Annotated in this window: 12 protein-coding genes and 3 tRNA genes; 10 read left to right on the top strand and 5 right to left on the bottom strand. The window is 62.6% G+C overall.

What is annotated here, in order from left to right; genetic code table 11:
• Both PG897_RS20200 and orn read right to left on the bottom strand, forming a co-directional pair.
• Nucleotides 1-76, bottom strand: a tRNA-Gly gene (locus tag PG897_RS20200).
• A 178-nt stretch (nt 77-254) separates the two neighbouring features.
• Complete coding sequence (gene orn, locus PG897_RS20195; protein ID WP_017779425.1) at nt 255-800, bottom strand: oligoribonuclease; 546 nt, start codon at nt 798-800, stop codon at nt 255-257.
• A 91-nt stretch (nt 801-891) separates the two neighbouring features.
• Between orn and rsgA the strand changes: the two genes are divergently transcribed.
• The 5 genes from rsgA to PG897_RS20170 are packed head-to-tail and all read left to right on the top strand — an operon-like array spanning nt 892 to nt 3,729.
• A complete protein-coding gene (gene rsgA / locus PG897_RS20190; RefSeq protein WP_043170352.1) occupies nt 892-1,926 on the top strand; it encodes a small ribosomal subunit biogenesis GTPase RsgA in 1,035 nt (344 codons plus the stop codon).
• A gap of 28 nt (nt 1,927-1,954) precedes the next feature.
• Nucleotides 1,955-2,827, top strand: coding sequence for an archaetidylserine decarboxylase (gene asd / locus PG897_RS20185; protein ID WP_043170490.1), 873 nt, complete (start codon nt 1,955-1,957; stop codon nt 2,825-2,827).
• A complete protein-coding gene (locus PG897_RS20180) occupies nt 2,824-3,072 on the top strand; it encodes a VF530 family DNA-binding protein (RefSeq protein WP_019839449.1) in 249 nt (82 codons plus the stop codon). The genes asd and PG897_RS20180 overlap by 4 nt, the downstream gene beginning before the upstream one ends.
• 4 nt (nt 3,073-3,076) lie before the next feature.
• On the top strand, nt 3,077-3,328 hold the full coding sequence (locus PG897_RS20175; RefSeq protein WP_043170355.1) for a DUF2960 domain-containing protein: 252 nt from the start codon (nt 3,077-3,079) through the stop codon (nt 3,326-3,328).
• Nucleotides 3,329-3,330: 2 nt separating this feature from the next.
• Nucleotides 3,331-3,729 carry a hypothetical protein gene (locus tag PG897_RS20170; RefSeq protein ID WP_043170357.1) on the top strand — a complete coding sequence of 133 codons (399 nt, stop codon included), beginning with the start codon at nt 3,331-3,333 and terminating at the stop codon, nt 3,727-3,729.
• Between the two features lie 145 nt (nt 3,730-3,874).
• Here PG897_RS20170 and PG897_RS20165 read toward each other — a convergent pair whose 3' ends face one another.
• Complete coding sequence (locus PG897_RS20165) at nt 3,875-4,369, bottom strand: hypothetical protein (protein WP_010633004.1); 495 nt, start codon at nt 4,367-4,369, stop codon at nt 3,875-3,877.
• 171 nt (nt 4,370-4,540) lie between these two features.
• Here PG897_RS20165 and PG897_RS20160 point away from each other — a divergent pair, with 171 nt between their 5' ends.
• Nucleotides 4,541-6,514 (top strand): putative bifunctional diguanylate cyclase/phosphodiesterase, encoded by a 1,974-nt coding sequence (locus tag PG897_RS20160; RefSeq protein ID WP_042007430.1) that lies wholly within the window; start codon nt 4,541-4,543, stop codon nt 6,512-6,514.
• A 78-nt stretch (nt 6,515-6,592) separates the two neighbouring features.
• Here PG897_RS20160 and rraB read toward each other — a convergent pair whose 3' ends face one another.
• Nucleotides 6,593-6,940: a ribonuclease E inhibitor RraB gene (gene rraB, locus PG897_RS20155; protein ID WP_080628938.1), complete on the bottom strand. Its 348-nt coding sequence runs from the start codon at nt 6,938-6,940 to the stop codon at nt 6,593-6,595.
• A gap of 464 nt (nt 6,941-7,404) precedes the next feature.
• On the opposite strand from rraB, the gene PG897_RS20150 reads away from it, so the two are divergent.
• The 3 genes from PG897_RS20150 to PG897_RS20140 all read left to right on the top strand — a co-directional run bounded on the left by PG897_RS20150 (nt 7,405) and on the right by PG897_RS20140 (nt 9,975).
• The gene (locus PG897_RS20150) at nt 7,405-9,636 is read left to right on the top strand and encodes an immune inhibitor A domain-containing protein (protein WP_236660678.1); all 2,232 of its coding nucleotides are present in this window, start codon (nt 7,405-7,407) and stop codon (nt 9,634-9,636) included.
• A gap of 183 nt (nt 9,637-9,819) precedes the next feature.
• Nucleotides 9,820-9,895, top strand: a tRNA-Phe gene (locus PG897_RS20145).
• Between the two features lie 4 nt (nt 9,896-9,899).
• A tRNA-Asn gene (locus tag PG897_RS20140) sits at nt 9,900-9,975 on the top strand.
• Between the two features lie 43 nt (nt 9,976-10,018).
• Here the strand turns inward: PG897_RS20140 and PG897_RS20135 are convergent.
• Nucleotides 10,019-10,153 (bottom strand): hypothetical protein, encoded by a 135-nt coding sequence (locus tag PG897_RS20135; protein ID WP_080631843.1) that lies wholly within the window; start codon nt 10,151-10,153, stop codon nt 10,019-10,021.
• Between the two features lie 226 nt (nt 10,154-10,379).
• Here PG897_RS20135 and PG897_RS20130 point away from each other — a divergent pair, with 226 nt between their 5' ends.
• Nucleotides 10,380-11,657: an alpha/beta hydrolase gene (locus PG897_RS20130; protein ID WP_201885143.1), complete on the top strand. Its 1,278-nt coding sequence runs from the start codon at nt 10,380-10,382 to the stop codon at nt 11,655-11,657.
• Nucleotides 11,658-11,720: the final 63 nt, after the last annotated feature.

The raw sequence follows: 11,720 nt of genomic DNA, 5'->3' as shown, positions 1-11,720 counted from the left end.
TGGAGCGGGAAACGAGACTCGAACTCGCGACCCCGACCTTGGCAAGGTCGTGCTCTACCAACTGAGCTATTCCCGCAACTACCTTAAAACAGGCCGTACAGCATTTGGTTGCTTGCGCTACTGTACGGGAGCCGAATTATAAGAGCAGTCATTCCAATTGCAAGGGCTTTTTTGTCTGGTTGCGCGCGTTCGCTCAAAAGCTGGTCGAACTGTCGATTTTAGCAACCAGAGCGGGGCAATCCCTTGCCTGGGCGTCAGATCTTGAAGACGTGGCTGCGGTAAAACTGCAGTTCGGCAATGGATTCGCGGATGTCGTCCAGCGCCTGGTGGGTACCGCTCTTCTTGAACTGATCCAGCAGCGCCGGCTGCCAGCGGCGTACCAGCTCCTTGATGGTGCTGACATCGACGTTGCGATAGTGGAAGAAGGCTTCCAGATCAGCCATGTGCTTGACCATGAAGCGGCGATCCTGGCCAATGCTGTTGCCGCACAGCGGGCTGGTGCGCTCCGGGACCCACAGGCGAATGAACTCGAGGGTCTCGGCGACGGCTTTCGCCTCGTCGTGCTGGCTCGCCTTGACCCGGGCCACCAGACCGCTCTTGGTGTGGGTGTTGACGTTCCAGTCGTCCATCTTGGCCAGCTCTTCGTCGCTCTGGTGAATGGCGATGACCGGCCCTTCGGCCAGCACGTTCAGGTCCTTGTCGGTGACGATGGTGGCAATCTCCAGTACCACGTTTTCTTCAGGGTCAAGGCCCGTCATCTCCATGTCGATCCATACCAGGTTCTGCGCGCTGACTGTCATGATTGCTCTCTCTATTGGGAGGAATGGCGGAATTTTGCCAATTTGCATGTATCATACTGGCTTTGGATCTGTTCATAAACTGGCGAATCGAGTGGCAAAGAAAGCAAAACTCAATCTGGGTCAACAAAGGCGCGTCCAGGCCAACCGCGAGCGTCGGCTGCAAAAAGAGCACACCACAGAGGTGGATGACACCCTGTTCGGGCCGGCCATCGAAGGGGTGGTGATCAGCCGTTTTGGTCAGCACGCAGACGTCGAGGCGAGCGATGGTGCCATCCACCGCAGCAACCTGCGACGCAGCAGCATCAGCAGCCTGGTGTGCGGCGACAAGGTGGTGTGGCGTCCCGGCCTCAATGCCGCGACCGCCGGCGTCATCGAGGCGGTGCACCCGCGTCACTCGGTGCTGACCAGGCCGGATTTCTACGACGGGGTCAAACCCATCGCCGCCAACATCGACCAGATCATCATCGTCTCGGCGGTGATGCCCGAGTTCTCCACCAACATCGTCGACCGCTATCTGGTGGCCGCCGAGGATGTGGAGATCTGTCCCCTCATCGTGCTGAACAAGGTCGACATGCTCGATGATGCCGCCCGCGCCCGCATCGAGCGCCAGCTCGAAACCTACCGCAAGCTCAATTACGAGGTACTGCTGGTGAGCTGCGAGAGCGGCGAAGGGCTCGATGAGCTGAAAGCCGCCCTGACCGACAAGATCAGCATCTTCGTCGGCCAGTCCGGGGTCGGCAAGTCGTCGCTCACCAATGCCCTGATGCCGGGGCTGGATGTGCTCACCGGCGAGATCTCCGAAAACTCGGGACTCGGCCAACACACCACCACCACGGCGCGGCTCTATCATTTCCCGAGCGGCGGCGATCTCATCGACTCCCCCGGGATCCGCGAGTTCGCCCTCTGGCATCTGGAGGCCGACCGCATCACCTGGTGCTTCGTCGAGTTCCGCGATTATCTGGGCGGTTGCAAGTTCCGCGACTGTACCCACAAGGACGATCCCGGCTGCGCCCTGCGCGCCGCGGTCGAAGCGGGCGCCATCAGCGCCGATCGCTTCCACAACTATCACCGCATCCTGGAAACCATGCAGGAAGCCCGTCACGGTCGCCAACAGGCACGCCTGTGACCCTGTTTAACCTACGTTGATGATGAACATGAGCATTACTGACAACCTGAAAATTGCCGGTCAATACTGTCTGCCCAAACACACCCTCTCCCGCCTGGTGGGCAAGCTTGCCGCCGCCGAAGCGGGCAACCTCACCACCAAGGTGATCGAGGCCTTTATCAAGCAGTACCAGGTCGACATGAGCGAGGCGCTGCACGAGAGCCCTGCCCACTACAAGAGCTTCAACGAGTTCTTCACCCGCGAGCTCAAGCCGGGGATCCGCCCCCTGGTCGAGGATGCCATGACCCTGGCGCTGCCGGTGGATGGCACCGTCAGCCAGCTCGGCCCGATCCAGCAGGGTCGCATCATCCAGGCCAAGGGCCACGACTACAGCGCCCGCGAGCTGCTGGGCGGTTATGAGGATCTGGTGGCGCCGTTCAAGGATGGCGACTTCGCCACCATCTACCTGGCGCCCAAGGATTACCACCGCATCCACATGCCGCTGGACGGCGTGCTGGAGAGCATGGTGTTCGTGCCGGGGGATCTCTTCTCCGTCAACCCGCTCACCGCCGAGAACGTGCCCAACCTGTTTGCCCGCAACGAGCGGGTGGTGGCCACCTTCCGCACCCCGCACGGCCCCATGGCGCTGGTGCTGGTCGGTGCCACTATCGTGGCCAGCATCGAAACCATCTGGGCCGGCAACATAGCGCCGACCAAAGAGAAGAAGGTGGTGCGCTGGGACTACACAGGTGACGAGGCCATCACCCTGCAAAAAGGCGCCGAGATGGGTCTGTTCAAGCTGGGCAGTACCGTCGTCTGCCTGTTTGGCCCGGGCATGCTGGCCGGGTTCGAACCCCATCTGGCCAACGGGGTCACCACCCGCATGGGTCAGCCCTTTGCCAAGCTGGCGGAGCAGGCATGAGCGATCAACCCGCTTCCCAGAAGAACAACCCGCTGCACGGGCTGACGCTGGAGGCCATCGTCACCGCCCTGGTCGAACACTACGGCTGGGAAAAACTGGGGCAGGAGATCAATATCCGCTGCTTTACCCAGGATCCCAGCATCAAGTCCAGCCTGAAATTCTTGCGAAAAACTCCCTGGGCGCGGGAAAAGGTAGAGAGCCTCTATCTGTACGTCCAGCGCAAGCAAGCCAAAGCAAAGGAATAACGCCATGGCGTTCAAGATTACTTACACCTACAAGAAGCAGGCCAAGGAGATCGGCTACGCCAACGACAAGTTCAACAGCATCTATGATGCCGTTGCCGCCGCCGAAGGGATCGATCTCACCAGCTTCCACGCCATGGAGGAGCAGCTGGCCCAGGTATGCCGGCGCGACAAGAAGAGCGTGAAGGATTACCGGGAGAACTACTTCAAGGAGCTGGGCTTCTCCAACATCGTCATCGAGCGGGATGCCAAGGAGTAACCATGCGCACCTTGACCCTGATGGCCGCCTCCCTGCTGCTGGCGGCCTGCAGTACCCCGGAACAACACCTGGTCGGCAATGATCAGGATGTCCACGGCTGCCGTGCCAGCGCCGGTTATCAGTGGTCAGCCCTGACCAGGCAGTGCGTACGGCTGTTCGAGCAGGGCATCCGGCTCAATCCGACCGATGCCAGCCAGACCGGCAGCGCCTTCGTGCTGTTCAACGCCGATCAGAGCCAGGCCGAGCTGACCCTGCCGAGCGGCGAGCAACACCTGCTCACCCGCCAAGGCGCAGAAGGCAACTGGTCGTGGCAAGGCAGCGGCTACGCCCTCTTCCCGTGGAAGGGGTATGTGCTCAAAGCCGGCGAACAGACGCTGTTTCACGGCGACGTCGCCCGCTGAGTCACCCGACTCTATCCAGCCCCCGGCCCTGCCGGGGGTTGTTTTTTGCGGCTATCAACAGCGGCCCGCATCTCCCCTTCCACCAGGCCGGAAACAAAAAACCCCGTTGCAGGCAACGGGGTTTTTGCTGGTACTCGGCGCAACCTTAGTTGGCGAGGGTGGAGAACAGGCTCTGTTCCAGGCTGCCGCGGGAGACGCACACCGGGGTGATGGAAGGAGCCGGTACCCGCTCGCCGGAGGACTCGACGAAGTAGAGCTGGGTGTTGCCCTTGACGTTGACGGTGGCCACGCTGTTGTTGCCGCTCTGGGTGATGATCAGGTTGATCTGCAGGTTGGGGTTGCCCAGTGCGACCTTGGAGCCCATGGTACCGCAATCCAGCCACTCCAGACCGTCGGCCGAGTTCTCGACGTTGGCGGTCATCAGGCCGGAGCCACGCTGGCTGTTTTCGATGTTAAGGCCATGATCGCCAAACCACTTCTCGGCGCGGGCCCACACCAGATCCACCGGGATCTGCATCTCCTGGGTGTTGTTGGTCGCCTTGGCTACTGGCGGGGTATAGCGGTACTGCTCGCCGCCATTGTTGTCGCTGGCACAACCGGCCATCAACAGGGCCAGTGCTACTCCCACTATCTTTTTCATGCTGCTTCTCTCATCCATATAATCCGGCCCTCGGCCGACCGGCGGCTATTATGGCGGCAGCGACAGAGACTGTCAGCAGGGATCGGCAGAAATGAGTCAGCCTTAACCCAAGCTTTACAAAACCAGCCTGCTATCATAGATTTGCTCGAAATTTCCCCCGTGAGTGTCTGTGTGAACTCCTTGCTCACCCTGCCCCTGCTGCAGCAGATCATCGACCAGCTACCCATGAATATCTTCTGCCGGGATACGGATGGGCGCTACCTGTTTGCCAACCGTGCCTTCACGGAGCAGGCGGGTCTGCCGCTGCCGGCGGATCTCGTCGGCAAGACGGATGCCGACATGCCCTGGGGCGACATCTTTCGGGAAGAGGATCTGCGCCTGCTGGCGGAGGGCAAACCCCTGCTCTATCAGCAGTTGCACTGCAACAACGGCGACGCCACCAGCTGGATGGAGATCCACAAGATCCCGCTCTACGACGAGCAGGGCAAGCCGGTGGCTCTGTTCGGCATGGTCAACGAGATAGATCAGCGCAAGGAGCTGGAGCAGACCTTCCGCCAGCAGCAACTGCTGCAACGCCGCCTGCTGGACGCCATCCCGGATCCGATCCGGCTGGAAGACCATCAGGGGCTGTTGATCGACTGCAACCAGGCCTTTCTCGACTTCATGGGGATGGCGGCCAGCGAGGCCCTCGGCCAGCGGGTGGCCCACCGCCTCTCCACCGAACTGCCGATGGGACGGGGTGAATACTGCCTGGTGGATGCCAACGGCCAGGGCCGCCATCTGGAGGTGACCCGGGTCGAGGTGCCGGACGACGAGGGCAACTCCCTCGGCATCCTCACCCTGAGCCGCGACATCACCGGGCTGCGCACCACCCAGGCCCAGTTGCAGCAGGAGCAGCACTACGACAGCCTGACCGGCCTGCTCAAGCTCTCCCACTTTCTGCAGACCAGCCGTCACCTCGGCGCCCGCAAGGCGAGCCTGGTGCTGGTCGACCTGCAACACTTTCGCGAGATCAACGACCGCTTCGGCATCCGGGTCGCCGACCGCCTGCTCAGCCAGGTGGCCCGTCGCCTGCAGCAGCTGGCTCCGCCCCAGTCGCTGGTGTGCCGGGTGGCCGCCGACGACTTTGCCATGCTGCTGCCCGAACTGAACGAGCCGCTGGCCAACTGGAGCAGCCGTCTGCAGGGGGCGCTGATGGTCCCCTATCAGGTGGAAGAGCACAGGATCCAGATCCCGGTGTTCCTCGGCATCGCCCACGGCAAGGCCAACGACGCCGAACGGCTGCTGAGCCACGCCGAGGCCGCCCTGGCCCAGGGCAAGCGTCAGCAGCAGCACTGCACCCTGTTCGACCCCGAACTCGATGCCAAGCTCAAGCGTCGTCAGCTCATCGCGGCCCAGTTGCCGCTCGCCATCAAGTCCGGCCAGCTGACCGCGGTCTACCAGCCCATCATCAGCACCCGCACCAGCCAGCTGCACGGGGCCGAGCTGCTCTGCCGCTGGCCCCATCCCGAGCTCGGCATGATCTCGCCGGACGAATTCATCCCGCTGGCGGAAGAGCTGGGGCTCATCGGCCTGCTCGGCTGCCACATGCTGGAGCAGGGCTGCGCCCAGCTGGCCCGCTGGCAGGCCGATGCACCGGATCTGGTGCTCTCCATCAACCTGTCGCCGCTGCAATTTCGCGATCCCGAGCTCTGCCCGCAGATCTTCGCCTGCATCGAACGTCACGGCCTCGCCCCCTGGCAGCTGGAGCTGGAGATCACCGAAGGGGTGCTGATGGAGAACGCCGACGAGATAGAGAGCAACCTGGCCTGCCTGATCGAGGCGGGCTTTCAGCTCGCCATCGACGACTTCGGCACCGGCTACTGCAGTCTGGCCTATCTGCCACGGCTGCAGGTAGCGACCCTCAAGCTCGACAAAAGCTTCACGCAGGAGCTGGTCACCAACCAGGCCACCACCGCCATCGTGCGCTCCGTCATCGGGCTGGGCCACGAGCTCGGCATCAAGATCACCGCCGAAGGTGTGGAGACGCAAGAGCAGCAGGCGTGGCTGGTGCAGGCCGGCTGCGACCGGTTGCAGGGCTACCTGTTCAGCCGCCCGCTGCCCCCCGCCGAGTTTGCCCGCTGCTACCAGTTGCCACAGGCGTGATGCTCACAACAACAAGGCCACCCGAGGGTGGCCTTGTTGTTTCTGGCGCGCAGCAGTAGCTGGCACACATCAGGCAACTTACTCCTGGAAGTAGGTGCCCCAGCCGTCGTAATCCACACCATATTTCTCGAGGATGGGCAGCATGGTGGCGATGTCCGCCACTATGGTCTCGATGTCCAGCTTGCACTCGACGGTGGCGTCGAAGCAGAAGATGGTGGCGCCGTCATCCAGCTCCATCTCTTCGGCATCGGTCACTTCGAAACCGGCCTTGAACAGGTCGACCGCCGCCTTCTCCAGCAGATCGAAATCCTGGCAGGCAAAGTGGTGCTCAATCTCGTACTCCAGATCCGGGTTGCTGCCATCGGCCAGCAACTCGTTGACGATGGCGGTGGTCTCTTCGCGCCACTCTTGCATATCAAGACTCATATTAACCCCAGATGCGACTGTGTTGTGATCAAATGCCAGCGCGGACGGTGCCATCTCGGCCATCTGCCGCCCCGCAGGCCCGGTTGCGGCAAAGCATACTCGCACAGCCCATCCGGCTCAATGCGGCAGACCAAGATAAGCCGTCGTCGGCAGCCACCCCAAATGGGGTGCCATCACAAAAGGTTAATAAAGGGTAATCTGCCGCCAAAACAGAATTGCTCCATATGGAGCTTTGCTCGGATGTGTCAAAACCACGCGACACCGCCAGCAAGCCGTTTGAAATCAGCAGGATCCACCAGCAGCGCGACGGTGACAAGGCCATCCACGGAGTGTATCAAGGGACGCGGGCAATCCATCGCCCGTACGGAAAGAGGAGCCAGTGAGGCTCCCTTTTTATCATGTGAAGGAGCACATAGATAATGCCTAAAAAAACAATAATGAGCCTGCTTGTCGGCTCAACCCTTATGATTGGAAACCATGCCATAGCCGCCCCGGTCCACGGTCCGTTCGATGCCCCCCTGGCCGACGAGGTGAAGGTGCTGGAGATGCTCAAGAAGAGCGGCCGCATCCCGACCCTGGCCTCCCCCGAGCAGGAGCAGGCGGCCCTCGCCAGCTACTATCGCGAGAAGTCGCGGGCCTATCAGGGCAACAGCGGTACCCTGGCGGTGAAAGAGGGCAAGGTGCGGGAGACCATCCTCAAGAAGATCCGCCTCAACGGCACCGCCCGTCCTGGCGATCGGGTGCCCACTCTGCTGCTCAAGTCCATCGAGCGGGAGCACTATCAGGGCAAGATGCGCAAGGACAAGATCCTCGCCATCCTGGTGGACTTCCCCGACTACCCGAAAAACAGCATCCGCCCCGAGCTCACCAAGATGTACTACCCGGATTACACCCCGGAGCACTACAACGACCTGCTGTTCTCGTCCAAGGGCTATGCCGGCCCGAACGGCGAGCAGTTCATCTCCATGCGCCAGTTCTACGAGCAGCAGTCAGGCAAGAGCTACAGCGTGCGCGGCCAGGTGGCGGGCTGGTATACCGCCAGCAAGAACGCCGCCTACTACGGCGCCAATGCCACTCCGAACACCATCCGGGAGCTGGTGAAGGAGGCGCTGATCCAGGTGGCGGGCGACCCCTCCATCGATCTGTCCGAGTTTGACCAGGAGGATCGCTACGATCTCAACGGCAACGGCAACCGGGACGAGCCGGACGGCCTCATCGACCACCTGATGATCTTCCACTCCAGCGTCGGCGAGGAGGCCGGTGGCGGCGATCTTGGCGAAGACGCCATCTGGGCACACCGCTGGAACCTGGGTGCCCCCTACCCCATCCCGGGCACCAGCAGCCCGAGCCAGAACTTCGGTGGCAAGTTTGCCGCCTACGACTACACCATCCAGCCCATCGATGCGGCGGCCGGGGTCTGCGCCCACGAATATGGCCACGATCTGGGGCTGCCGGACGAGTACGACACCAAGTACACCGGCAAGGGCGAACCGGTGGCGACCTGGTCCATCATGTCCTCCGGCTCCTGGGCCGGGGTCATCGGCGGCACCGAGCCAACCGGGTTCTCCGCCTGGGCCAAGGAGTTCCTGCAGGCCTCCCTCGGCGGCAACTGGCTGCACGGCAGCAATGTGCAGCTCGCCGATCTCAGCCCGCGCGGCAACGTCTACATGCTGGATCAGGCCAACGACAAGGGGCGCAACGACGACGTGGTGCGCATCAACCTGCCGGCCAAGCAGATCCCGCTCAACCCGCCCTACGCCGGCCAGTACGAGTACCACGGCGGCAAGGGCAACAACCTCGACAACCGCATGAGCCTCAAGCTGGATCTGAGCGGCAAACAGAGCGCCAGCCTCAACTTCAAGGCCTGGTATCAGATTGAAGAGGGGTACGACTACGCCAGGGTGCTGGTCAACGGCCAGCCCATCGCGGGCAACCTGACCACCAGTGACGATCCCAACGGGGTCGGCTTCGGGGTCGGCATCACCGGCAACTCCAATGGCTGGACCGATGCCGAGTTCGACCTCACCCCCTGGGCCGGTCAGCAGGTCACCCTGACCCTGCAATACCTGAGCGACGGCGGCGTGGCCGAGAACGGGCTGTTCGTGGACGAGCTGCAGATCCTCGCCGATGGCGACACCCTGCTGAGCGACGGTGCCGAGGGCAACTCCCCCTTCACCCTCGCCGGCTTCGTGAAGAGCGACGGCAACGAGGCCAAGGATCACTACTACCTGGCCGAGTGGCGCAACCATGCGGGAGTGGACAAGGGGCTGGCCCACATCAATGTGGCCGACCAGCTGATGCGCTACGAGCCGGGCATGCTGCTCTGGTACGTGGACAACAGCCAGGTCAACAACTGGGTGGGAGTCCACCCGGGTGAGGGCTTCCTCGGGGTGGTGGATGCGGATCAGCGCACCCTCAAGTGGAGCGACGGCGCCGTGGCCGGTACCCGCTACCAGATCCACGACGCCACCTTCAGCCTGGGCTTCCAGCAGCCGCTCAACCTCAAGCACCCGAGCGGCTCCCTGCTGCGCGACTTCTGGATCACCCCGAACCGGGTGTTCAAGGATTCCCGCAGCTACCAGAGCAAGGAGATCCCGGATGCCGGTCGCCTGCTGCCCGAATACGGGCTCAAGATCAGCGTCACCGGTCAGGCCCGTGACATGAGTACCGGGCGGATCATCGTCAGCCGCCACTGAGCACGACAGCCATGACAAGGGGCCCCAGGGCCCCTTTTTTCATCTGCCGACCCGCCGCCCAGGATGAAAACAGGCCAAACCGCCCAACAAACACCCTGATTGCTCACTTGTCGAGCGAACGATGCGACTATCTGCGCCATGCGGTTGACACATCCGTTCAGAAAGGGTTTAATGCGCGCCGTTGCCCAGATAGCTCAGTCGGTAGAGCAGGGGATTGAAAATCCCCGTGTCGGCGGTTCGATTCCGTCTCTGGGCACCACAATTCCTCCTTAGTTCAGTCGGTAGAACGGCGGACTGTTAATCCGTATGTCACTGGTTCAAGTCCAGTAGGAGGAGCCAAATTTGAAAAGCCCGCTCATCGAGCGGGCTTTTTTCATTCCGGTCAGCTGCCGTTGCAGGTTGCCAGCAGCAGGGTCGCGCCGCAGGTGGCACTGAACAGCAACAAACCGGTCTGCAGCATCCCCTCCGGGTTCACCCGTTTCTCTTTTTTGCGCAATCGTCTCCACCCAGGCTTCATCGCGCCCACCTCATCCTGTTACGACCCCTGCCCCGTCGGCAGGCGAGCCATCTTTGTGCAGCCGGCCCGCCACCGTCAACTCCCTTGCCGACAATAAATTCATCACCCTGCGGCCCCCCGTTTTCACTTGGCAACAATGTTAACAATTTGGAAAACCGGCGTGACCCGCTCCTGCGCCAGGGCTATGATGAGGCCGACGATTTTCCTACCCTCAGGGAGACCCCAGATGAGCAGCCCGTTGCGTTACGTGCTGGACGGCATCCATTGCGAGCCCCGCTTCTTCACCGTGCCCCTCGACCACCAGCGACCGGATGAGGAGGAGACCCTCACCCTGTTTGGCCGCACCCTCTGCCGCCAGGACAGGCTGCATGACGATCTGCCCTGGCTGCTGTTCCTGCAGGGCGGGCCCGGCTTTGGCGCCCCGCGCCCGACCGCCGCCAGCGGCTGGATCAAGCGGGCTCTACAGGAGTTTCGGGTGCTGCTGCTCGATCAACGTGGCACCGGTCACTCCAGCCCCATCAGCGCCGAGGCACTGGCCCAGCTCACTGGCCGGCAGCAGGCGGAGTACCTCGGCCATTTTCGCGCCGACAGCATAGTGCGCGACGCCGAGTACGTTCGCGAAGTGCTGAGCCCGGGTCGCCCCTGGAGCCTGCTCGGCCAGAGCTTCGGCGGCTTTTGCAGCCTCACCTACCTCTCCCTGTTCCCAGGCAGCCTGCACGAGGTCTACCTCACCGGCGGGGTGGCCCCCATCGGTCGCAGCGCGGACGAGGTCTACCGTGCCACCTACCAGCGGGTGGCAGACAAGAACCGCGCCTTCTTCGCCCGCTTCCCCCATGCCCAGGCCATCGCCAACCGGCTGGCCAACCACCTGCATAACCACGAGGTGCGCCTGCCCAACGGCCAACGTCTGACGGTGGAGCAGTTGCAGCAGCAGGGGCTGGATCTGGGTGCCAGCGGCGCCTTCGAAGAACTCTATTACCTGCTGGAAGACGCCTTCATCGGCGAGCGGATCAACCCCGCCTTCCTCTATCAGCTGCAGGCGATGCAGCCGTTCAACACCAACCCGGTGTTCGCCATCCTGCACGAGTCCATCTATTGCGAAGGGAGCGCCAGCAACTGGGCGGCCGAGCGGGTCAGGGGCGAGTTCCCGGCCCTGGCCTGGGCGCCGGGCAAGGACTTCGCCTTCACCGGCGAGATGATCTTCCCCTGGATGTTCGAGCAGTTCCGCGAGCTCATCCCGCTCAAGGAGGCCGCCCACCTGCTGGCCCAGAAGGCCGACTGGGGCCCCCTCTACGACCCGGTGCAGCTGGCCCGCAACCAAGTGCCGGTGGCCTGCGCCGTCTATGCCGAGGACATGTACGTGGAGTTCGACTACAGCCGAGACACCCTCAAGGGGCTTGGCAACAGCCGCGCCTGGATCACCAACGAGTACGAGCACAACGGCCTGCGGGTCGATGGCGAGCAGATCCTGGACCGGCTCATCCGCATGAATCGGGATCGCTGATCCCGCCGGGCTCGCGCCCGCAGCAAGACGACAATATCGAGGGCGGCCCATGAGCCGCCCCGC

It is taken from the genome of Aeromonas sp. QDB20 (assembly GCF_027707805.1).
Lineage (GTDB): Bacteria > Pseudomonadota > Gammaproteobacteria > Enterobacterales > Aeromonadaceae > Aeromonas > Aeromonas dhakensis.
Note: the sequence above shows the minus strand (reverse complement) of the source record. Positions and strands in the feature narration are given on the sequence as shown.

Coding starts and splice junctions, on each gene's coding strand:
- PG897_RS20130 (WP_201885143.1), top strand. CDS start 10,380: ATGAGCAGCCCGTTGCGTTACGTGCTGGACGGCATCCATTGCGAGCCC.
- PG897_RS20135 (WP_080631843.1), bottom strand. CDS start 10,153: ATGAAGCCTGGGTGGAGACGATTGCGCAAAAAAGAGAAACGGGTGAAC.
- PG897_RS20150 (WP_236660678.1), top strand. CDS start 7,405: ATGATTGGAAACCATGCCATAGCCGCCCCGGTCCACGGTCCGTTCGAT.
- PG897_RS20165 (WP_010633004.1), bottom strand. CDS start 4,369: ATGAAAAAGATAGTGGGAGTAGCACTGGCCCTGTTGATGGCCGGTTGT.
- PG897_RS20175 (WP_043170355.1), top strand. CDS start 3,077: ATGGCGTTCAAGATTACTTACACCTACAAGAAGCAGGCCAAGGAGATC.
- PG897_RS20180 (WP_019839449.1), top strand. CDS start 2,824: ATGAGCGATCAACCCGCTTCCCAGAAGAACAACCCGCTGCACGGGCTG.
- rraB (WP_080628938.1), bottom strand. CDS start 6,940: ATGAGTCTTGATATGCAAGAGTGGCGCGAAGAGACCACCGCCATCGTC.
- orn (WP_017779425.1), bottom strand. CDS start 800: ATGACAGTCAGCGCGCAGAACCTGGTATGGATCGACATGGAGATGACG.
- PG897_RS20170 (WP_043170357.1), top strand. CDS start 3,331: ATGCGCACCTTGACCCTGATGGCCGCCTCCCTGCTGCTGGCGGCCTGC.
- asd (WP_043170490.1), top strand. CDS start 1,955: ATGAGCATTACTGACAACCTGAAAATTGCCGGTCAATACTGTCTGCCC.